Source organism: Paraburkholderia sp. GV068 (genome assembly GCF_003058125.1).
GTDB lineage: Bacteria > Pseudomonadota > Gammaproteobacteria > Burkholderiales > Burkholderiaceae > Paraburkholderia > Paraburkholderia graminis.
Window position 1 is genome coordinate 1 of sequence record NZ_QBUB01000001.1, and the last position, 20,625, is coordinate 20,625.

Genomic DNA, 20,625 nt, shown 5'->3' on the forward strand with positions numbered 1-20,625 from the left:
GCTGCATGGGTGTCGGTTTCCTGAGCATGACGCCCATTAAACGACAAAGCCCGGCGCGTGGCCAGGCTTTGGGGGGTACTTTGTCAGCAGTCTGAAAGGACACTTGCGAGTGTCCTTTTTTGCGTTTGGAGGGCTGGTTGTGGGGTTGGCGGTTAGATGGCTGCTGCCACTGACCTCGCAACTACGCGACCGACGCGCCTACATCAGCCGCCGCATCTCGCTACTTTCGCCCAAAAAGCCCCGCAAGGCGCTCGACCGCTTCCTCGAGCTTCGGATACGCGGTCGCATACGACAGCCGGATATATTGCTTCGGCGCATGGGTGCCGAAGTCCATCCCCGGCACCAGCACGACGCCTGCGTCGTGCAGCATCGCCTTGGTGAGCGCCGAACTGTCGCCGGCGGCAGGGTGATTGACGGTCCCGCAGTCGGCGTACACGTAGAACGCGCCGTCGGGCATGACCGGCACCGTGAAGCCGAGCGATTGCAAGGCCGGCGCGATGAAATCGCGGCGTCGCTTGAACTCGAGACGGCGCGCTTCGTAAGTCGCGATGGTTTGCGGTTCGAAGCACGCGAGCGCCGCGTGCTGCGCCAACGCCGACGCGCAGATGAAAAGGTTCTGCGCCAACTTCTCGAACGCGCTCACCATGCCCGGCGGGACCACGAGCCAGCCGAGGCGCCAGCCTGTCATGTTGAAGTACTTGGAGAAGCTGTTGACGGTGATCACATCCTCGCCGTATGACAGCGCGGAGATTGGCTTCGCGTCGTAGCTCAAGCCCTGGTAGATTTCGTCGACGATCGTGAAGCCGCCGCGCGAGCGCACCGCTTTGACAATGCGCTCGAGTTCGGCCGGTTCGATCGACGTGCCGGTCGGATTGGACGGCGACGCGAGCAGCACGCCGCGTGTGCGCTCGTTCCAGAGCCGTTCGACGTCGGCGGCGGTCAACTGGAAGCGTTCGGCAGGGCCGCTCGGCACCATCACCGGCTTGCCTTCGGCGGCGATCACGAAATGGCGGTTGCACGGGTAGCAGGGGTCGGGCATCAGCACTTCGTCGTCGCGGTCGACCAGGGCCGCGCACGCCAGCAGCAACGCCGCCGACGCGCCCGCGGTCACCACGATTCGCGCAGGATCGACGTTGACGCCGTAGACCTCCGCGTAGTGCGCCGAAATCGCTTCACGCAGTGTGTGCAGGCCGAGCGCGCTGGTGTATTGCGTGACGCCGCGGCGCAGCGCGTTCGCGGCTGCCTCGATGACCGGTTCCGGCGCGGTGAAGTCCGGTTCGCCGATCCCCATGTGAATGATGTCGCGCCCCTCGCGCTCGAGAAGCGCGGCCTCTTTGGCCAGCTCCATCACATAGAAAGGCTGAATGGAGTCGACGCGTGCGGCGAGCCGCATAAGAGGTTCGGTCACGGAGTTCATTCGATTAAATCCAGTTCAAAAGCAGAAACCGGACGGCGCCTCGCGCGTTGACACATGCGCACGGCGGCGTCCTTACAGCGATTCGTTCCAATCCGGCCGATGCGCGGCTGCGGCAGCGGCGTTGCGCACCTAAGCCCGCCGCATTCCGACGCCTAGCGCTTGCGAGCCGCTTCGATCTCCGCCGCGCGCAGCTTGGCAGCCAGCTTGTCCAGCACGCCGTTCACGTACTTGTAGCCGTCCACGCCGCCAAACGTCTTGGCGAGCTCGACGGCTTCGTTGATCACCACGCGATAAGGAATGTCGACGTGATTCTTCAGCTCGAATGCGGCGACCAGCAGCACCGCGCGTTCGACCGGTGACAACTGCTCGATCGGACGGTCGAGACACGGAGCGATGTCGGCCGACAGCGCCTCCGAATCGCGGATCACGCCGTGCAGAATCGCGTCCAGATGCTCATGGTCCGCTTTGTCGAAGCCCTGCGCGCCGCGCAGTTGCGCGTCGATCTCACCGCCGGGCGAACCCGACAGCAGCCACTGATAAAGCCCCTGCGTGGCCAGTTCGCGGGAGCGTCGGCGTGCGCTCTTCATGCCTCTTCCTCTTCTTCGTCTTCTTCTTCGTCGTCGCCGCCCAACTGTTCGAGCGCGACCGCCAGATTCGCCATTTCGACGGCGACGCGCGCCGCGTCACGGCCCTTTTCGGTCATGCGGGCGACCGCCTGTTCGTCGTTTTCCGTGGTCAGCACGGCATTGGCCACGGGGATGCCGAAGTCGAGGCCGATGCGGGTGATGCCCGCGCCGCTTTCGTTCGACACCAGTTCGAAGTGATACGTCTCGCCGCGAATGACCGCGCCGAGCGCGATCAGCGCGTCGAATTGCGCGCTTTCGGCGAGCTTCTGAAGCGCGAGCGGGATTTCGAGCGCGCCAGGCACCGTGACGAGCAGCACGTCTTCGCCCGTCACGCCGAGGCGCTCCAGTTCCTCGATGCACGAGTCCGCGAGGCCGTTGCAGACCGGTTCGTTAAAACGCGCCTGGACGATGCCGATGCGCAGTCCGTCGCCGTCGAGGTTCGGTTGGTATTGTCCGATTTCCATGTGAATTCCGTAGTGTTTGAGTGGGCGCGAGGCGCGTAAGTGGCCGGATCAGCCTTGTTGCGGAGTCTCTGCGATACCGCCGGGCATGGGTACGAAACCGGTGACTTCGAGACCGTACCCCGACATGCTGCCCAGCTTGCGCGGGTTCGACAGCACCTGCATCTTGCCGACGCCGAGCTCGCGCAAAATCTGCGCGCCGATGCCGTATGTCTTGAAGTCGACTGGCCGCCGCTTGAGCGCGTCTGCTTTTTCCTTCGAATCGAACGCCTTGAACACGTCGATCAAATGCTCTTTCGAGTCGCCGCAATTGAGTAGCACGATCACGCCGAGTTCGCGCGAGGCGATCTCTTTCATGGCCGCGTCGAGTGTCCAGGAATGCGTGGATTCGCCGACTTCGAGGAGATCGAGCACCGAAAGCGGCTCATGCACTCGCACAGGCGTGTTCTGCTCGGGCGTCGGCGTGCCGCGTACGAGCGCGATGTGCGGCTGGCCGCTCGGCTGGTCCAGATACATGACCGCGCGAAACGCGCCGTGCGCCGTCTGCATGGTGCGCTCGCAAATGCGCTCGACGATCGACTCCGTGCGGCTGCGATAGTGAATCAGATCCGCGATCGTTCCGACTTTCAGGTTGTGCTGTTTTGCGAACTCCATCAGGTCGGGCAGGCGCGCCATCGTGCCGTCGTCGTTAATGACTTCGCAGATCACGGCGGCCGGCGTGAGACCGGCCAGCGCGGTCAGGTCGCAGCCAGCTTCGGTGTGGCCCGCGCGCACCAGCACGCCGCCTGGCTGGGCCATGATCGGGAACACGTGGCCCGGCTGCACGATGTGCTCGGCCTTCGCGTCCGGCGCGACGGCCGCGGCGATGGTGCGGGCGCGGTCGGCGGCCGAAATGCCCGTCGTGACGCCTTCCGCCGCCTCGATGCTCACGGTGAACGCGGTGCCGTACTGCGTGCCGTTGCGATACGTCATGAGCGGCAGATTGAGCGACTTGCAGCGTTCCTGCGTGAGCGTCAGACAGATCAGGCCGCGGCCGTAGCGGGCCATGAAATTGATCGCTTCCGGCGTGACGAATTCAGCGGAGAGCACGAGGTCGCCCTCGTTTTCGCGGTCTTCTTCGTCGACGAGGATCACCATACGGCCGGCTTTGAGTTCGGCGATGATCTCTGGAGTGGAGGCGAGCGTCATGGTGGCGAGTTTTTCGGGAAAGCGCGTATTTTACGCCACGCGCGGTCCCAAGTCGCCTCCGCCGGATGGCATAGGCCGTTTGGCCGACTGGCCGGTCGGGGGAACATGGTGTCAGGTCAAGTAGTCGCTCAGTTTTCCGACGCCCTTTTTGAAAGCGCCGCGCACAACATGCTCCAAAATATGCGCGTTCCAATGATCGATGTATGAAGCGGTACCGGACACTTTTTTGTCGTTGCGCGAGCCCATGACGACTTTACCGTTGTCCGACCAGATGTGGACATGGCTCCAATCGAGCTTCACTGGGTCACCGGAGCCAAACAGCTTCGAACGCACGAGGTACGCGTGCGTGTCGCTTATTTCAATGCTGCCGAAAGATAGCGTCTTGCCTGCTTTGAGTGCCTGGGTCATCTCGACAATAAGGCGAACACAGACCGCACGCCACAGGCAGTCGAGGAACTTCGTATAGGTCGCTTCTTTTTTCAACTGGATGACCATCGAGCCGATCTGCGTGCCGATGCCGATTGTGTAGTCGGTCCCTGCCGGTATGCCGTTGACCGATTGGCGGACTCCGCCCCAGCGCACCGCGGTTATCCAGGAAAGCGGGTATGTCCGTCCCTTCCATTTGACTCCCTCCGGGCTGATGGCAAGTTCGTCCTTGAAGAGGATGCCAACTTCCGAGCGGAAAGTGATGGAACTCGCCCATTGATCGTCTCTCTGTGTTGCATCGATCGCACTTTGTTTGAGCTTCAGGAGTTTTTTTGCATCAAGGTCAGCGATTTCAGCGAGCTCGGGCAAATCGGCAAACAGCTCCCGCACCAATGCGGTCGTGCGCTCTGCCAATTCAATCATGTTGTGATCGTTGTTGAGCGTGATCCCTAATGACCGGATCTTTGCGCCCAACCGGAAGCTGGATTGATCGGTCGTGCCGCGCGCCTTCGCGCTTAATTGAATGGGCTTCGCGATCGTGCACCAGACACGGCTCATCTCCTCAATAGTGTTGATCGCAACGCTGACCTTGGCTTTTCCTTGCGGAGCGAACCCGATCGCGTTCTGGATTTCCAAAGCGATTCTCTCGGCGCGTGAAGAAAGAATCGGCTCAACTTCCAGCGCGTAGGTGTCGACCAGGTCATCGATCAATGCCGGGGCCGGCCTCCTGCCTTCGTCTGTCGCCTGGCGGACCATCAGCAGCATCGATTCGACCAGGTGCGCTGACTCCATGCGGTCAAGTGCACCTTTGATTGCCGACTTGTACGCGCTGCGACGGTCGCCGAGTTCCGCTTCCACGGCGGCTTCGTCTAACACCTCCGGAAATCCTGCGACCGCGCGATCTTCGTTGATATCGAGCATCGTTGTTGCTAGATCGATCGCATCGACGAGTTCGGCCAGCTTGATTACAAACGCGGCCATTTGGTGCGGGACCACATCCTGAGCGAGTTCGAACGCTGCCGCCGTTAGATTCGCTCGCGCAAGCGGCGGGAGGCCTTCGTCATACGCAACCGCCAGACCGCGCTTCTCAATCGACGCTACAGCTTGCGATGCTTTTTTTGGTGCGACGCCAGGGAGCCACGAGACTTCTTGCGCGAGGCGGCCTTTGGGATTGGTCAATGCTGCACGTGCTTTTTGTGCCTCGTCGCCCGCTGATTCCAAAGACTTCGCCTCCTCGAGCTCGACAATCTTCCGCCGGTCGTCTCGAGTAGTCGCTCCGATCACCCAAAACGAATTAGCGTGCATGTTTGTCATGCTTATGGCCCTTGGGCGTGCGTCCTGCCAGTCCGTGTCGGGTGATGTACTCATGATGATCTGTGCTGTTATTTTTTTGATTATTCGTTTGCGTTTCCGCTGTCTTCGCCATTGTTGCCGCTGCCATCGCCGCCTTCGCTGTCGTCGCCGGATGTCGAAGGAGTTGGGGCAATGGGCGGATACACGGGAGCCGGCGTGTCGTAGCGGCTGGTCAAGTCGGGAATATAGGTCGGGGCCGGCGCGGATGGCATAGCTGCGAGCCAGCTTGCGCGTGCCATGCTTTCGATGCGAGAGCGCTCGTTTTCCATTTCGCCAGCTACGCGTGTTTGTGCACCTTGTCGATATCTGTAACTTGAGCAGCGCGAGTTAAAGTCGTTGACTTGTGCGTTAAACCGGCCGACGTCAAGACTATTTGTCACCTGTGTCAGGCTTCTCCAGGTTTCCAAACGGATTTTTTGCGCGATGCAGTAGCCTATCTGCGAATCGTTGAACAACAGGCCGGCACCTTGCGGAGGGAGCGACTCTGCAACTCGCTCGGGAGTGTAGGGCGGGGCGGGCACGGGTGTGGACTCAGCAGCGGGAGTAGGGGGCGCGTATGCGGGCGCTATCGGAGGCGAAGCCGGCGGCTGATACGCGTATGCGGATGCGGATGCGGAAGAGGAAGAGTCTGGCGCCGACCCAACGTTGTTTGCCGAGTAGATCAGAAAGGCGGCGAGCACGACTGCACCGATGATGCATAGCGCCTTGCTAACATCGTTTGTGTTTTCAGGATCGCTCTGCGTCTCGGGCTGTGACTTGAATGCCGACCGTTCCCGCTTCTGGCCATTCGACGCGGGCGGCGCGGCGGGGCGCGGCGGAGAGGACGGAGGCGGAGGCGCCAAATCCGCCAAGCCTGCGAACCCGCGCACTTTGTCCTTTGTTCCGTTTGTGCTCATTCCCACACCACCTTATACAAAACCGATGTGCCGACCTTGGCCCTGGTCTGCGCGTGACGGCGCGCTATCCAAGGCCGAAAGCAAGAACGCCTGATCAATCTTCGATTTGCCCGCACGTGCCGAAAGTCGGGCACCCTCACGAACGACGAACGCGACGTCAGACAGTGGCCTGCCTGCCAGGCGTTTCGCGAGAGGGGCGTGATCCACGCCAGAGTCCTTCGGAAGATCGCATAGAAGCTTGTCGAGCAGTGCAGACACTTCTTCCTCGGTGGCGGGCGGAACTTCGATCACGTGGTCGAAGCGCCCACGCCGCATGATGGCCGCATCGATCATCTCGATCCGGTTCGTCATACCTACGACAAGGACATGGTTCTTCCCTGCCTCGGGGATTCGCCGCAGGAACTCTGCGACCTCCTCGACGCGATGATGGCTTCCGCCAGACCCCGCCTCCCGGTCGGCGAGGAAAGACTCCATCTCGTCGATGATTAGCATGGAAGGAGCGCTCCTCATCGCCTTGTCAAAGATCTCCGCGATCTTTTTGCTGGTCTCGTGAATGTATGGGCTTGCAACGCTCGATGCATCGATCTGGAAAGACGGCCACCCCAGAAACTCTACGAGCTGCTCGATCGCGAATGTCTTTCCGCAGCCAGGCGGTCCATGCAGAGCGATGGCCGATGGAAAGCCGACCCCCAAGGCTGCGTATCGCTCCTCGTTTCTCACGATGTCGATGATGTGCTCGTTGAAGAACTCTTCAAGCATTGGCCGCCCGGGCAAGGAAAACGGTGTATCCGAGTCGATGGGCCTATTGCCACTGGGCTTCGGGCTTTGATCGGCAATCTCCGCCTCGAGAAAATCGGCTTGCTCCTCGTGGTCCTGCGCCAGCCTGGCTAGCCCCACCACGCCAGATGCCGACACCACATCGGTTACGTTCGCCGAACCCATCCAGCTGAGCATCTGCGATAAGCGCCGGCCAGCTTTGGCTGACACCCTCGCGCCCCCCGTAAGCCAATACCCGAGGACCACATCGTCATCGACGCGCGATGTAATCGCGTAGGTGGGCAGCAGCCTACTGATGGGTTCGACGTAAATCGCATCTTGCAACGGTGACTCGGCATCCGCTTCGCGCGTCGCTTTTAGCGCCAGGGCGAAGCTCAGAGCCTCGGATTTGTTGTTTGGCGATCGGCACTCGTTGATCGGGGCCAACATCTTGCTCGGAGCACTCGAGAGCGCATGAAGCCTGGCGGAGCCGAACGACAGAGGCTTCAATGCGGAGCCGTCAATAAGCCGCGAGGCGACCCACCTGGAATGGAGAGGTTCGTCGGCGATAAGCGCTCGGCCGCCACCAGCAGTCGTGACGATTTGCCAGCCATTTCCACCGTGGAGCGGTTTTCCACAGCGCGCTCCGTCAGGCAATTCGTGGCCGATCGGCAGCCAGGCTTCTATCGTCATAGCCTACCCGAGAAGAATGTTTGAACCGGTCAGCATCTGATCGTCCCCACCCAGGCTGATGCGAATCGAGTCCAAATGGTCAACGATGTTTCGCAACTGCTCGACATCGTTCTTCTCGAGAGCGGCCATGCCCGCCAACGCGAGTTGCTGATGCTCTCCGGCATTGTGGAAAAAGTGCGGCGATCTCGCTAGCCACTTGAATCGGTCGATGATGAACCAGTCCTGGCGGGCGAGAATGTCCCAGTTCTTTCCGCGCATCTCGCGCAAGTGCGATTCGAAGTCGCCGCTGTTGTTGGCGATGGCGCGCCGCGCGGTGATCGCGAGGTTGTCGAACGCAGATTTCTCTGCGGGCCGTGCATGCTGTCTGACTCTTTCATCGAAGGTCGACACGCAACTCTCGAGGTCCATCGTGCGGATGTCCCGCAAGTTTGCTTTGCGTGTAAGAGCCAACAGCTTCTTCGCTTCCTGCACGTCGTCCATCGCTTGCTTGGCGGATTCAGGATCACCCTTTGCCGCGTTGGTTTTCGCGTTTTGAAGCTTCACTCGCGCGCGGTCGAGTTGAGGATCGTTGATTTTTTTCGTAATGGCCTCGATGCGAGATTCCACTTTTTCCGCGTCGTCCTCAATCAGTTTCGCGGCGTTGGAGTAATCGATCTGTCCGTCCTGGCGCGAATAGAAATTGCGGCCGCTGTTGAAGTTGGCGCCGATGGACGGGACCATGACATCGAGCACGATCGCTCCGGAGTCATGTGCCTCGTAGTCGACGAGCAACTCCGCGCCTTTGACGATAACGCCGTCAGAGAAATCGGCGCCCCGTATTTCGAAAAGCCCTATGAAGCGGTTGTCCGTGGGAGGCTCGTCGATCGAGCCTTCGAACAGCTTGAACTTGATAGAACCCGGAGCTCCGGCTCGTAGCGACTCGTCCGCGCGGAACGTGACTTTTCCCTTCTTCGGAAGATGATCGCCCTCGCGCACGAGATACGCCATGATCATGCGCCCGCCAAGCTTCTCGCGTGCCTCAACCCCGATAGAATGCGACGCGGGAATGGCGTCGATTTGCGCGGCCGTGCGCGAGATGACGATCTTGTCTTGCGGCAGCGTGATGTGCCCTCCGGCTCCATCGAAAACGAAGACCTTGAAAACATTCTCGCCGGGCTTGGCCAGAGGCACCTCGAGGTTAGCGCCGTCCCTGAGCTCGACTCTTCCAGATGACCATCCAGTGTCGAGGCTGTCGATCTGGAATGCTGCGCCGGCGACGACTTGGCCCGCAGCCTTCGCGACGACGCGCGCCTTCGTGTCCGGCGTACGCGCAACGTAGTTGAAAGTGAGGTTCAAACCGCCGCCGGATGCGAGTTCTCCACGTCCGCTCTTGCGTCCTCGACTGTGGCTCGTCCAATCAATGGATTCTGCGAAAACCGCCGCACCCTCCGACACCGCAGTCATCGGATTGACATCCGTCGATGCGGCGATACCCAGCTCAAACGCAACCTTGTCGCGCAGCGGCTTGTATTGGGTTGGTCCGCCCACGAATACCACGCGTCCCACGTCGTGTGCGGTGAGTCCTGCCTTGTCGAGCGTATCCCGTGCGGCCTGGATCGCCTCTTCGAGTTTATCGGCGATCAGATCGTCATATTCGGCGCGGGTGACGGGAATGTCCAAATAGATATCGGCCTCCGAACTATCCCTGATGCGTAGCTCACTGTCGTCGAGGCTGATGATTGCCTCGTCCCTGGCCGAAAGCTCGATCTTCGCCCGCTCGGTTGCCCACTCTGCCATGTGGCGTAACGCGCTATATCGGCTGTCCAGCGAAAAGTTATCCGGCAGGTCGAACTTCTTCACCAACCACGGCTTTACGATGTTGTCCATGAGAGCACGATCGAAATCGCGTCCGCCGCACATCGCGACGCCGCCATGCGCCAGCAGGCTGACGCGGCCGTTAATGCTTTCCGCTATGGCGATATCCAGCGTGCCGCCGCCCAAATCAAACACGAGGAAGATGCCGTCAGACTTGCGTTGACGCATCACGCTCATCACAGCGGCTACCGGCTCCTGCATTAGTGCGACTTTGCCAAGCCCTGCGGATTCCGCTGCCGCCAGCGTCGCATCTTTCTGCATCTGGTTGAACGCCGCTGGCACCGTGATGACGGTTCCCGTGTCCGGGTCGTTTCGAACCTCCTCCGGGAGATAGCCGAATAGCACGCGCAGAATCTGCGCGGAGCAATCTTCGGGCGTCGTGACCAGTCCAACCGCCGACAGGTTGATCGGCGTGCTTGTCCCCATCAGGCGTTTGAAAAGCTTTGCCGCGTTGTCGGGACTGCGCGCTGCATTTTCGTACGCTCGTTGGCCGAAATATCTATTGCCGCGCTTGTCGACAAAGATCGCCGAAGGCGTCACGTCATTTTGCTCGGGGCTTTTGTAAAGCCTTACGTTCTCGCCGTCGTAGGTGGTGATCGCGCTGTTGGTCGTGCCGAGATCGATTCCGACGTAATGCTTCATATGCGGCTCCTGCTCGCGAGCAACATGGTTCCTGCTTTGACGACGCCGTTGGCGCCCATGAGGATCGGCTCGACCATCTGTTCGACGTAAAGATGTTCATCCGTGCCGTAGTCGCCGATGTTGAGCGCGGAGGCGGCCATTCCAAGGTCGTAGTCCTGGCCCTCAAGATTCACAAGGCGTAGCCCAGCCACCTGGAGGCTGTCGTCGAGCCTCTTCTGGAAGTAGCGAAGCTGATTGACATATCTACCGGCCTCGCCGGCATCCAGTTTTGTGAGAACCTTGGCAAAGATTTTTGCGAATCGCCAACTCTCTACAGCGATGTCGATCAGTGGTTGCCGCCCATCGACCGTCGCGCTTTCGATCTCAGTGTCCATATCGTCCCCGCAGCAGAAAGCCGGCGCCGCGGAGAGTCGCAGCCTGCTCGTGCATACAATTTTTGTTAATCATTGTTGCCAGAATCGCGCCCTCTATCTGGGCACTGGCTTCTGAGCGAATTAATACCCGCGCGAGGACGGTATCCCTCGCACCTCCGTTTTGACGAGCCGTGAAACGCGTAGAAGCTCGCAATCTGCTCTATCGATTGCGCTTTAAGACGAAACAAGAATTGGCTTAGTCTTCATGGCTTCGGGATAGAAGGGTCGACCCAGTGTCCCGTTCGTAGCTCTGTCGATCTGAAGAGGGATCTTATCTGCGGTTGACCGCAATTCTGTAGCAATCTGTAAAGGTGCTATCAGTTTCTTGTTTGCGGCCAGTCATTCCGCCACCTGCTGGTAGCGAGCAAACATTAAATGGGAAAGTAGATTTTTTCTGATGGCGCGAATGGGTCCGCTTATTCAGCTTGTCGAATTAGCCACGGTACCCGCGGTTTGCTTTTTCAACACAATTGGCCGGCTTAGGTCAGATTTGAATTTCGCAGTTGCGAGCATTCCGCTCGTTCGCTCGAGGCAGATGGCATTCAGAGAATCCGAAGGTTCCGGATTTGAGGCGGCGTTCTCCCCAAGGAGTGACGGTATACGAACCGCAGAAAACGGCAGTGTACCGTCACAGATATCGTCACATAATCGTAGCCGTGGCGGGTCTCAGTGAGACGGTGATAAGCGCCAGATTCGCCGACCTCAAATCATTCCGACGGCTGATAGCCGTCCCGAGGCGCGTTCAACATCCGCTCCACATACCGCGCAATCAGATCGATTTCCAGATTCACCGGCGTACCTTCACGCAGATGCTTGAGCGCGGTAACTTCCACCGTGTGGGGAATGAGATTGATCGAGAACTCGCAGCCATCGTCGCGATCTTTAACCGAGTTGACGGTCAGGCTCACGCCGTTGACAGTGATAGAACCCTTGTACGCCAGATAGCGGCCGATCTCGCGCGGCGCCAGCACGCGCAGTTCGTGAGATTCGCCGACCGGCGCGAAGTGGGTGACCGTGCCCAGGCCGTCCACGTGGCCGGAGACGATGTGGCCGCCCAGCCGGTCATGCGCGCGCAGCGCCTTTTCGAGGTTCACTTCGCCGATTTCGCCGAGGCCCGCCGTGCAGTTCAGGCTTTCGCGCGACACGTCCACTTCGAACGAATGGTCGGTTTTCGCGACCACGGTCATGCACGCGCCCTGAATGGTGATGCTGTCGCCGAGCTGCACGTCGGCGAGGTCCAGGCCGCCGGCTTCCACGCTCAGACGCACGCCCGCGTCGCCGTTCGTGCCGAGCGGCTTGACTGACTCGATGCGGCCCACTGCCGCGACGATTCCTGTGAACATCGTACTAATCCTCGATCAAAACGAAACGGGTGGGGACGCGGCGTCGGTGTCGCTTGCCGTGGCGCCGGCGGCCACGAGGCGCGCGAGAATCCGCAGGTCCTCGCCGATCCGCTCGACGTTGTGAAACGCCAGCTTGACGCGGCCTTCGAGTGTTTCGGGCGCGCCCAGATTGAACATGCTCATGGAGTCGATGCCGAGCAGGCTCGGCGCGAGATACACGAGCAGTTCGTCGACGCAGCCTTCGCGCAGCAGCGAGCCGTTCAGCTTGTAGCCCGCCTCGACGTGCAGTTCGTTCACCTGGCGCTCGCCAAGCACTTTCAGCATGCCGGGCAGATCGACCTTGCCGGCTGCGTTGGCCATCTGGACGATCTCCGCGCCGCGCTCGCGCAGCGCCTCTGCGCGTTCGCGATGCCGTTCATCCAGGTTGCCGCAGAAAATCAGCGTCGGCGCGCCGGCGAGAATCTGCGCGTGCGGCGACACCTCCAGCTGACTGTCGATCAGCACGCGTTGCGGCTGGCGGGGCGTGTCGACGGCGCGCACCGTCATGCGCGGATCGTCTTCCCTGACGGTGCCGATGCCGGTCAGAATCGCCGATGCTCGCGCACGCCATGCATGGCCGTCGGCACGCGCCGCTTCGCCGGTGATCCACTGGCTGACGCCGGAAGGCAAGCCGGTGCGGCCGTCGAGCGAGGCCGCCACTTTCATGCGCACCCACGGCCGGCCGCGCGTCATGCGCGACACGAAGCCGATGTTCAGCTCATGCGCTTCGTTCGCGAGCAGGCCGCAGCGCACCTCGATGCCCGCATCGCGCAAAATCGCGAGGCCGCGTCCCGACACCTGCGGATTCGGGTCTTCCATCGCGGCGACCACGCGCGCGACCTGTGCTTCGATCAGTGCGTTCGCGCAAGGCGGCGTGCGGCCAAAATGGCTGCACGGCTCGAGCGTGACGTAAGCGGTCGCGCCGCGCAGATCGTGACCGCGCGAACGCGCGTCTTTCATCGCGCGGATTTCAGCGTGGTCCTGGCCGGCCGGCTGAGTGAATCCTTCGCCGATGACTTCGCCGTTCTTGACGATCACGCAACCCACGCGCGGATTCGGGTCGGTCGTGTACATGCCGCGCCTGGCCAGCGCGAGCGCACGTTCCATGTGGACGAAGTCGGTTTGCGAGAACATCGGTGCCTGGTTGAGTGCGGGTGACGGGGCGGTGGCGTGTGTGGTCAGTACGTTCAGCTCAGGCAGTCAGCGACGCAAATGCGCCACGCGCCGCTTCGATCGTGGCGTCGACGATAGCGTCGTCGTGAGCAATCGAAACGAAGCCCGCCTCATACGCGGACGGCGCGAAGTAGACGCCCGCGTCGAGCATCTTGTGGAAGAACGCGTTAAAGCGCGGCACGTCGCTCTTCGTGACTTCGGCGAAGCTCGTCGGAATGGACTCGGTGAAGTAAAGCCCGAACATGCCGCCGAGCGAATCCGCCGCGAACGGCACGTTGGCTTCGCGCGCGACTTTCGTCAGACCTTGCGCGAGACGGGCAGTGCGCGCGGCGAGCGTGTCGTAGAAGCCGGGCGCCTGGATCAGTTGCAGCGTTTTCAGGCCCGCGGCCACCGCGATCGGATTGCCCGACAAGGTGCCCGCCTGATAGACGCCGCCGAGCGGCGCGAGGTGAGCCATGATGTCGCGCCGTCCGCCGAAGGCCGCCGCCGGCATGCCGCCGCCGATCACTTTGCCGAGGCACGTCAGGTCCGGCGTGATGCCGTAGACCTGTTGCGCACCGCCGAGCGCGACACGAAAGCCGCACATCACTTCATCGAAAATCAGCACCGAGCCGTACTCTGTGCACAGGCGCCGCAATGCTTGCAGGAACTCGGGCGTCGCGCGCACGAGGTTCATGTTGCCCGCGACCGGCTCGACGATCACCGACGCGATTTCGTTGCCGAACGCCTTGAACGCTTCTTCGAGCGCCGCGACGTTGTTGTATTCGAGAACCGTGGTGTGCTTCGCGATGTCGACCGGCACGCCCGCCGACGTCGGATTGCCGAACGTCAAAAGGCCCGAGCCGGCTTTCACGAGCAGGCTGTCCGCGTGGCCGTGATAGCAGCCTTCGAATTTGACGATGCGGCTGCGATTCGTGAAGCCGCGCGCGAGACGCAGTGCGCTCATGGTTGCCTCGGTGCCGCTCGACACCATGCGCACCTGTTCGATCGACGGCACGAGCTTGCAGATTTCCTCGGCGATTTCGATTTCCGATTCGGTGGGCGCGCCGAACGAGAAGCCATTGGCCAGCACGCGCTGCACGGCTTCGAGCACTTCCGGGTGAACATGACCGAGGATCATCGGGCCCCAGGAGCCGATGTAGTCGATATAACGCTGGCCGTCGGCGTCCCAGAAGTAAGGCCCTTGCGCGCGTTCGATGAAGCGCGGCGTGCCGCCGACGGAGCGGAATGCCCGGACCGGCGAATTCACGCCGCCGGGAATGGTGCGTTGCGCGCGCTCGAAAAGGGTTTGATTTTTGGACATGGCGATGACTGGATTGGGTTGCGCGGCGGCGCGGTTTGCTTGCGGGCGAGTCGCGCGGCGCCGGAGTAGGTGAGGAAATTGTACCGGAGTCGGTGTCTGAAGGCTTTGGGCGGCTGTGCGGACTTTGCGCGGCTTTTGCGCGCGGGCGCGGCGTTCAGGCGCACTCTCAGCGCTGCGACGGGCGCTTGCGGGCCGGCGTCCTGGCAGGCGGCGCGTTGGCGCCGGCTAGCTTCGCGTGCGCAGCGTGCGCCGTCGTCTTGCTCGAACGCACTGGACCGGATGGCGCGTCGAGTGCAGGCGGCTTGCGCTTTCCCGTGAGTTCGGCCCAGCGCTTTTCCAGCGCTCCTTCGGCGATGGGTTTGATGACTGTGCCGGAACTTTGCGCGTCCCACGTCTGCACTGAGAATGGATGTACGCGCAACATGTCGCGAGGAATCACCACGTTCTGATGCGCATCCACGAGCCGGTCATACACGAAGTCGATGCATAAACGATAGCCGCGCTTCGTCGCGGAATCGGGGACCTCGTAGGGCGCGCGCGTCACGTAGCCCGAGCCGAAAATGCCCTTCGGTTCCATCGCGACGCGATGCAGAAACACGCGATCGCCAGGCAGGATGCCGCGGGCAAATCCGCAGCCCCAGACGTCGGCGACCGCGATGCCCGCGGCGACGCGTTTCGCCACGTCGGGCAACTCCGGCCACGGCCATTTTTTGGGGCTCCAGATCAACAGAAAGGCAGTCATTTCAGCGTTGCAGATCAGTCACGTTTTGAAGGCGTCGAGGGAATTTCGTACGACGCTCAAGGGTTCACGCGGCAGCTTAACCGATCGGCGGCACGCTTGCCGCGAGGCTTCGTCGAGTGCGAGTTGCTGCTCGCGTCGCGTGCCAGGCGCGGCACACGCGGTAAGCGTCGCGTACAATTCATCCGGTCAATGCCGGTCTTTCGTATCACCGCGCCGCCTCGTTAAGGACGCGCGCTTCACCTGGATTCCCATGTCTCATGTCACCGGACGCCGGCCAGATGGCCGGCTGATTCTGTTGCTCGGCGCGCTTGCCGCCTGCGGACCGATTTCGATCGACATGTATCTGCCGAGCTTGCCCACCATCGCGCAGGCATTTGCGATCGGCACGAGCGCGGCGCAGACCACGCTCACCAGTTTCATGTTCGGCTTTTCGATCGGCATGCTGCTTTATGGGCCGCTCTCGGATACCTATGGCCGCCGGCCCGTGCTGCTCGGCGGCATCATCATGTATGCGCTCGCGAGCATTGCGTGCACGCTGTCGTTCTCGATCGGCGCGCTGGTCATCTTTCGCTTCGTGCAGGCGCTGGGGGCAGGCGCGGCCTCCGTGCTCGCTCGCGCCATTGCGCGCGATGCGTACGGTCCGACCGACGCGGCACGCGTGTTGTCGATGCTTGCCATCGTCACGTCGATCGGTCCGTTGCTCGCGCCGCTGATTGGCGGGCAATTGCTGCTGCTTGGCGGCTGGCGCGTCGTGTTTGTCGCGTTGACGCTGTTCGGCACCGTCTGCGCGATAACCGCGTTCCTCAAGGTGCCGGAAACCTGGCCGCGCGAAAAGCGTGCGCACTCGGTGCTTCACAAGTCGTTTGCCGCGTACGGCCGACTGTTGCGCGATCCCGTCGCGTGGGGACACATGTTGTGCGGCGGCATGGCGTTCGCGTCGATGTTCGCGTACATCACGGCGACGCCGTTTGTGTACATCGAATATTTTCACGTGTCGGCGCAGCACTATGGCTTTTTGTTTGCGCTGAACATCGTCGGCATCATGTTCGGCAACTTCATGAATACGCGGCTCGTCGGCCAACTCGGGTCATTGCCGATCATTTCGTTTGCCGCGACCGTGAGTTGCATCGCGTCGCTGTTCGTCTGCCTCGTCTCGTTGACGGGCTGGGGCGGGTTGTGGTCGATCGTAGCGGGGCTCTTCTTCGTGGTCGGCGTGGTGGGTTTACTGTCGGCCAATTGCACGACCGATCTGATGCATCGCTATCCGGCCAACGCGGGCGCGGCGGCCGCGGTGTTCGGCGCGATGCAACTGGCGCTCGGCGCGCTGTCGAGTCTCGCGGTCGGCCTCTGGACCGATGTCTCGCCGAAGGGCATGGGCATTGTGGTCGGCGTGGCGGGGACGCTGTGTTATGTCGGCCGCATTCTGGTCGTCAGATGGCATGGAACGAAGGCACCCGTGGCTGTCGTTTGAATGCGGCGTCATGGTGACGGCGTGTTATTGACTTTGGCTGTGTGTCGGCGGCGCCGGCGTGCAGCGTGCATCTAGCGGAAAACACCAGGTGTTGCGCGCACGCGACCTTGCGTTTCAATTTGCATTGCTATGATGAGGTCACTGTTCCTCGGAGCGGCAATCATGGCGATCAGAGATTTGATGAACGGCGAGCGGCAACATGCGGCATTCGCCGAAGCGCAGAAGCTGGCCGACAGTGGCGCCTATCACGATTACACGGATATCGAATACGTATTGCGCTTTGATTATGGCTTGACCGATGTATCGACGCTGCTCGACAGTCAGTTGATGCATCGCGATCTCAACCGGCGTTGTGCGGACGCGCGGGAGAGGGTCGAGGCGGTGAGTGTTTGATGCGAGGATGACGCGAGGCGGCTTCAATCAGATCTACGCGCGTTGGATCGGCGGGTGCTGGAGGTCTTCATTCGCAGATATTGACGCACGCGTTCCAGGCCGTACTGAATGCCGATGTGATAAGGATTGTACGGATTGGTGTATCTGTCCTTCAATTTACGTTTGTCGATAACGACACCAATCACCGTTAAGGGTAAGTCGTCGATTATCGAGGTCAAACGTTCAAGGAACGTTTCTCGTGGCTCCTTGCTGAGTCGGGCAAACGCCCCGCGCTTGCGGCGAATGTCGGACTCATGCAGAACGACGCAATCGTGGCCGAACGTCTCGAACTTCAACCTCTTGATCCGCGGAACCAGGATGTCTGCATAGTCACTTTTCTTGATGAGCAGAAACACAGCACGAATAGTGGGTAATCCGTGTCGATAGACGTACGGCTGTGGTCCCCGCTTTCGTCAACGAAAACGATATAGTCGCTATGCATTCGGCAATGAGATCTTTTATCGGCGCAAACGAAAAACGGGCCTGGCGGCCCGTTTCGTATAAGACAAGTCCTGGCGGAGGCGGTGAGATTCGAACTCACGGAAGGATCACTCCTTCGCCGGTTTTCAAGACCGGTGCCTTAAACCACTCGGCCACACCTCCAAGCCGCAAATTGTAACCTGAAAAAACCTCGCTGCGGCGCTCGAGCCATCCGCATTCACTGCGGATCTTTCAGAAACAACGCCTGTAGATCGTTCAGAAACGCTTGCCCAAGCGGCGTCGGCGCAATCTTCTCGTGATCGCGCGTGATCAGCTTGCGGCGCTCCGCTTCCTGCAAAGCCGGCTCGATCGACGTCATCGGCAAACCCGTGCGTTCGATAAACCGATGCACCGGAAAACCTTCCACCAGCCGCAGCGCATTCAGCATGAATTCGAACGGCAGATCGCGCGGTCCGACTTCATGTTCTTCCTGCACCGCCGCGCCGGCTTTGGCCTGCTCGATAAACGTAGCCGGATGCTTATAACGCGCCTGGCGCAGCACGCGATTCGGAAACGACAGCTTCGTATGCGCGCCGGCGCCAATGCCCAGATAGTCGCCGAAACGCCAGTAGTTCAGATTGTGCTTGCTCTGCCGATGTGGCTTCGCATACGCGGACACTTCGTAGCGCTCATATCCCGCAGCCGACGTGCGTTCCTGAATCCAGTCCTGCATATCGGCGGATGCATCGTCGTCGGGCAGGGCGGGCGGAAACTTTGCGAACAGCGTGTTCGGTTCGAGCGTCAAGTGATAAAGCGAAAGATGCGGCGGCGCGAACGACAACGCGGTATCGATATCGGCCTGGCACTCGGCAAGCGTCTGCTGCGGAAGCGCGAACATCAGATCGAGATTGAAGTTATCGAACGTGGACGCGGCCACCTCGACGGCACGACGCGCTTGCGTCGAATCGTGAATCCGGCCGAGCGCCTTCAGATGCGCTTCATTAAAACTCTGAATGCCCACCGACAACCGGTTCACACCGCTCGCGCGGAACTGAGCGAACTTCGCGGCCTCGAAGGTGCCGGGATTGGCTTCGAGCGTGATCTCGGCATCGGCGTCGAGCGGCAGCAGCGCGCGAATGTCCGACAGCATCCGGTCGAGTCCCGCCGCCGACAGCAAGCTCGGCGTGCCTCCGCCGATAAACACCGTATGCACCTGCCGTCCCCACACCAGCGGCAGCGCCATCTCGAGATCGGCGCGCAACGCATCGAGATAATCGTTCTCGGGGAACGTGTCGCCCTTCCATTCGTGCGAGTTGAAATCGCAATACGGACACTTGCGCACGCACCACGGAAAATGCACATACAGCGAAAGCGGCGGCAGCGACGTCAGCCGTATGCTGCCTGGCGACGTGAATGCCTTGATGACGCCATTGCCGACATCGGCGGGCGTCGGCTTGATCGGAATCACGCTTCCTCCGTCAGACGCGCGAGCAGTTGGCGCAACGCAATCGCGCGATGGCTGCTGGCGTTCTTCACCGATGGCTCGAGCTCGGCGGCACTCGCGTTCAGCGACGGCAAAAAGAAGTACGGGTCGTAGCCGAAGCCATTCGAGCCGCGCGGCGCATCGAGAATCTCGCCGTGCCAGCGGCCTTCGGCGATCAGCGGCTCGGGGTCGTCCGCGTGACGCACGAGCGCGAGAACGCAGTAGTAATACGCGCGTCGATCGCTCTCGCCTTGCAATGCCGAAACGAGCCGCGCGTTATTTGCCGCGTCGCTTTTCTCGCCGCCGGCTAGCTGCGCGTAACGCGCCGAATAAACGCCCGGCGCACCGCGCAGCGCGCGCACGCAAAGACCGGAATCGTCGGCGAGGGCGGGCAGGCCCGTGAGCTTCGCGGCATGCCGCGCCTTGGTCAAAGCGTTTTCTACAAACGTGGGATGCGGCTCTTCCGCTTCCGGCACGCCCAATGCGCCTTGAGCAATCAACTCGATGCCGGCCGCGTCGAGCAGCGCTGCGAACTCGCGCAGCTTGCCCGCGTTATTCGACGCGAGCACGACCTTGTTCAACGACGAACTGGAACTAGCCGCGCCGTTGGCTTCACGAACTTCATTCACCTCGATACTCCAATGCTTCTTTCTGCTTCGCGATCAACGTGGCAATGCCGTCGCTCGCTAGATCGAGCAGCGCGTTCATTTCATCGCGCGAAAAAGGTACGCCTTCCGCGGTTCCCTGAATTTCCACGAAGCCGCCCGCGCCGGTCATGACGACGTTCATGTCGGTGTCGCATTGCGAGTCTTCGTCATAATCGAGATCGAGAACCGGCAGACCGTCGTACACTCCGACCGAAATGGCCGCGACGTAATCGCTGATCGGCGAGCTTTCGATGCGGCCCGCGGCCAGCAGTTTGCTCACGGCGTCGTGCGCGGCGACGAACGCGCCGGTGATGCTGGCCGTGCGCGTGCCGCCGTCGGCCTGGATCACGTCGCAGTCGATATGCAGCGTGCGTGCGCCGAGCTTCTCGAGATCGAACACCGAGCGCAGCGCGCGGCCGATCAGACGCTGGATTTCCTGCGTGCGCCCGGTCTGTTTGCCGCGCGCGGCCTCGCGGTCGCTGCGCGTATGCGTGGCGCGCGGCAGCATGCCGTATTCGGCGGTGAGCCAGCCCTGGCCGCGATCGCGCAGAAACGAAGGCACGGTCTCGGCGATGCTCGCCGTGCAGATCACCTTGGTGTCGCCGAATTCGACCAGCACCGAGCCCTCCGCGTGCTTCGTGTAGTGGCGCGTGATGCGCACGTCGCGCAACTGATGGGCGAGGCGTCCGCTGGGGCGTTGAGTGGTGTCGGTCATGTGGATTGGGTCAGGAAGAAAGCGGGAGGGGAAAGCAGGATTTTACAGCCGATCGGGGCGCGCATGCGTCCGGCGGCTGGGCGCGTCGGCCGGGGCTCTACAAGGGGTCTCATCGACAAAAATGGGATAATG

19 protein-coding genes and 1 tRNA gene are annotated in these 20,625 nt (G+C 61.3%); 2 read left to right on the plus strand and 18 right to left on the minus strand.

All coding sequences use genetic code 11. From position 1 onward, the window contains the following. Window positions 1–220 precede the first annotated feature (220 nt). The 13 genes from C8K18_RS00005 to C8K18_RS00065 all read right to left on the minus strand — a co-directional run bounded on the left by C8K18_RS00005 (window position 221) and on the right by C8K18_RS00065 (window position 15,325). A complete protein-coding gene (locus tag C8K18_RS00005; protein WP_053858632.1) occupies window positions 221–1,417 on the minus strand; it encodes a pyridoxal phosphate-dependent aminotransferase in 1,197 nt (398 codons plus the stop codon). Window positions 1,418–1,569: 152 nt separating this feature from the next. Beyond that, entirely contained in the window at window positions 1,570–2,004 is a 435-nt protein-coding gene (gene nusB / locus C8K18_RS00010; protein WP_006050160.1) for a transcription antitermination factor NusB, read from the minus strand. Next, window positions 2,001–2,507 carry a 6,7-dimethyl-8-ribityllumazine synthase gene (ribH, locus tag C8K18_RS00015; protein WP_006050161.1) on the minus strand — a complete coding sequence of 169 codons (507 nt, stop codon included), beginning with the start codon at window positions 2,505–2,507 and terminating at the stop codon, window positions 2,001–2,003. The genes nusB and ribH overlap by 4 nt, the downstream gene beginning before the upstream one ends. 48 nt (window positions 2,508–2,555) lie before the next feature. Further along, a complete protein-coding gene (ribBA, locus tag C8K18_RS00020) occupies window positions 2,556–3,692 on the minus strand; it encodes a bifunctional 3,4-dihydroxy-2-butanone-4-phosphate synthase/GTP cyclohydrolase II (protein WP_107710694.1) in 1,137 nt (378 codons plus the stop codon). Between the two features lie 111 nt (window positions 3,693–3,803). Then, complete coding sequence (locus tag C8K18_RS00025; protein WP_132384524.1) at window positions 3,804–5,432, minus strand: hypothetical protein; 1,629 nt, start codon at window positions 5,430–5,432, stop codon at window positions 3,804–3,806. 80 nt (window positions 5,433–5,512) lie between these two features. Continuing rightward, window positions 5,513–5,926, minus strand: coding sequence for a hypothetical protein (locus C8K18_RS33000; RefSeq protein WP_132384525.1), 414 nt, complete (start codon window positions 5,924–5,926; stop codon window positions 5,513–5,515). Window positions 5,927–6,379: 453 nt separating this feature from the next. Further along, the gene (locus tag C8K18_RS00035) at window positions 6,380–7,816 is read right to left on the minus strand and encodes an ATP-binding protein (protein ID WP_107710697.1); all 1,437 of its coding nucleotides are present in this window, start codon (window positions 7,814–7,816) and stop codon (window positions 6,380–6,382) included. Between the two features lie 3 nt (window positions 7,817–7,819). Continuing rightward, window positions 7,820–10,312: an Hsp70 family protein gene (locus C8K18_RS00040; protein WP_107710698.1), complete on the minus strand. Its 2,493-nt coding sequence runs from the start codon at window positions 10,310–10,312 to the stop codon at window positions 7,820–7,822. After that, window positions 10,309–10,686 (minus strand): hypothetical protein, encoded by a 378-nt coding sequence (locus C8K18_RS00045; RefSeq protein ID WP_107710699.1) that lies wholly within the window; start codon window positions 10,684–10,686, stop codon window positions 10,309–10,311. Before C8K18_RS00045 ends, C8K18_RS00040 begins: the two co-directional genes overlap by 4 nt. A 746-nt stretch (window positions 10,687–11,432) precedes the next feature. After that, entirely contained in the window at window positions 11,433–12,068 is a 636-nt protein-coding gene (locus tag C8K18_RS00050; RefSeq protein ID WP_107710700.1) for a riboflavin synthase, read from the minus strand. 15 nt (window positions 12,069–12,083) lie between these two features. Then, entirely contained in the window at window positions 12,084–13,241 is a 1,158-nt protein-coding gene (ribD, locus tag C8K18_RS00055) for a bifunctional diaminohydroxyphosphoribosylaminopyrimidine deaminase/5-amino-6-(5-phosphoribosylamino)uracil reductase RibD (protein ID WP_107710701.1), read from the minus strand. A 58-nt stretch (window positions 13,242–13,299) separates the two neighbouring features. Continuing rightward, window positions 13,300–14,583, minus strand: coding sequence for a glutamate-1-semialdehyde 2,1-aminomutase (gene hemL, locus C8K18_RS00060; RefSeq protein WP_006050167.1), 1,284 nt, complete (start codon window positions 14,581–14,583; stop codon window positions 13,300–13,302). Window positions 14,584–14,749: 166 nt separating this feature from the next. After that, window positions 14,750–15,325: a hypothetical protein gene (locus C8K18_RS00065; protein WP_107710702.1), complete on the minus strand. Its 576-nt coding sequence runs from the start codon at window positions 15,323–15,325 to the stop codon at window positions 14,750–14,752. 250 nt (window positions 15,326–15,575) lie between these two features. Between C8K18_RS00065 and C8K18_RS00070 the strand changes: the two genes are divergently transcribed. After that, window positions 15,576–16,796 carry a Bcr/CflA family multidrug efflux MFS transporter gene (locus C8K18_RS00070; RefSeq protein WP_107710703.1) on the plus strand — a complete coding sequence of 407 codons (1,221 nt, stop codon included), beginning with the start codon at window positions 15,576–15,578 and terminating at the stop codon, window positions 16,794–16,796. A 162-nt stretch (window positions 16,797–16,958) separates the two neighbouring features. Further along, a complete protein-coding gene (locus C8K18_RS00075; protein ID WP_006050170.1) occupies window positions 16,959–17,189 on the plus strand; it encodes a hypothetical protein in 231 nt (76 codons plus the stop codon). Between the two features lie 23 nt (window positions 17,190–17,212). On the opposite strand, the gene C8K18_RS00080 is transcribed toward C8K18_RS00075, so the two are convergent. The 5 genes from C8K18_RS00080 to rph all read right to left on the minus strand — a co-directional run bounded on the left by C8K18_RS00080 (window position 17,213) and on the right by rph (window position 20,493). Further along, window positions 17,213–17,584 (minus strand): DUF3800 domain-containing protein, encoded by a 372-nt coding sequence (locus C8K18_RS00080; RefSeq protein WP_006050171.1) that lies wholly within the window; start codon window positions 17,582–17,584, stop codon window positions 17,213–17,215. A 157-nt stretch (window positions 17,585–17,741) separates the two neighbouring features. Beyond that, window positions 17,742–17,831 (minus strand) — tRNA-Ser (locus C8K18_RS00085). Between the two features lie 55 nt (window positions 17,832–17,886). Beyond that, entirely contained in the window at window positions 17,887–19,116 is a 1,230-nt protein-coding gene (gene hemW, locus C8K18_RS00090) for a radical SAM family heme chaperone HemW (RefSeq protein WP_006050172.1), read from the minus strand. Next, window positions 19,113–19,760, minus strand: coding sequence for an RdgB/HAM1 family non-canonical purine NTP pyrophosphatase (gene rdgB, locus C8K18_RS00095; RefSeq protein ID WP_107710704.1), 648 nt, complete (start codon window positions 19,758–19,760; stop codon window positions 19,113–19,115). The genes hemW and rdgB overlap by 4 nt, the downstream gene beginning before the upstream one ends. Further along, entirely contained in the window at window positions 19,753–20,493 is a 741-nt protein-coding gene (rph, locus tag C8K18_RS00100; protein WP_006050174.1) for a ribonuclease PH, read from the minus strand. Before rph ends, rdgB begins: the two co-directional genes overlap by 8 nt. Window positions 20,494–20,625 lie beyond the last annotated feature (132 nt).

Excerpts from the sequence above, each read along its gene's own strand:
- C8K18_RS00005 (WP_053858632.1), bottom strand. The coding sequence starts at position 1,417 with ATGAACTCCGTGACCGAACCTCTTATGCGGCTCGCCGCACGCGTCGAC.
- nusB (WP_006050160.1), bottom strand. The coding sequence starts at position 2,004 with ATGAAGAGCGCACGCCGACGCTCCCGCGAACTGGCCACGCAGGGGCTT.
- ribH (WP_006050161.1), bottom strand. The coding sequence starts at position 2,507 with ATGGAAATCGGACAATACCAACCGAACCTCGACGGCGACGGACTGCGC.
- ribBA (WP_107710694.1), bottom strand. The coding sequence starts at position 3,692 with ATGACGCTCGCCTCCACTCCAGAGATCATCGCCGAACTCAAAGCCGGC.
- C8K18_RS00025 (WP_132384524.1), bottom strand. The coding sequence starts at position 5,432 with ATGACAAACATGCACGCTAATTCGTTTTGGGTGATCGGAGCGACTACT.
- C8K18_RS00035 (WP_107710697.1), bottom strand. The coding sequence starts at position 7,816 with ATGACGATAGAAGCCTGGCTGCCGATCGGCCACGAATTGCCTGACGGA.
- C8K18_RS00040 (WP_107710698.1), bottom strand. The coding sequence starts at position 10,312 with ATGAAGCATTACGTCGGAATCGATCTCGGCACGACCAACAGCGCGATC.
- C8K18_RS00045 (WP_107710699.1), bottom strand. The coding sequence starts at position 10,686 with ATGGACACTGAGATCGAAAGCGCGACGGTCGATGGGCGGCAACCACTG.
- C8K18_RS00050 (WP_107710700.1), bottom strand. The coding sequence starts at position 12,068 with ATGTTCACAGGAATCGTCGCGGCAGTGGGCCGCATCGAGTCAGTCAAG.
- ribD (WP_107710701.1), bottom strand. The coding sequence starts at position 13,241 with ATGTTCTCGCAAACCGACTTCGTCCACATGGAACGTGCGCTCGCGCTG.
- hemL (WP_006050167.1), bottom strand. The coding sequence starts at position 14,583 with ATGTCCAAAAATCAAACCCTTTTCGAGCGCGCGCAACGCACCATTCCC.
- C8K18_RS00065 (WP_107710702.1), bottom strand. The coding sequence starts at position 15,325 with ATGACTGCCTTTCTGTTGATCTGGAGCCCCAAAAAATGGCCGTGGCCG.
- C8K18_RS00070 (WP_107710703.1), top strand. The coding sequence starts at position 15,576 with ATGTCTCATGTCACCGGACGCCGGCCAGATGGCCGGCTGATTCTGTTG.
- C8K18_RS00075 (WP_006050170.1), top strand. The coding sequence starts at position 16,959 with ATGGCGATCAGAGATTTGATGAACGGCGAGCGGCAACATGCGGCATTC.
- rph (WP_006050174.1), bottom strand. The coding sequence starts at position 20,493 with ATGACCGACACCACTCAACGCCCCAGCGGACGCCTCGCCCATCAGTTG.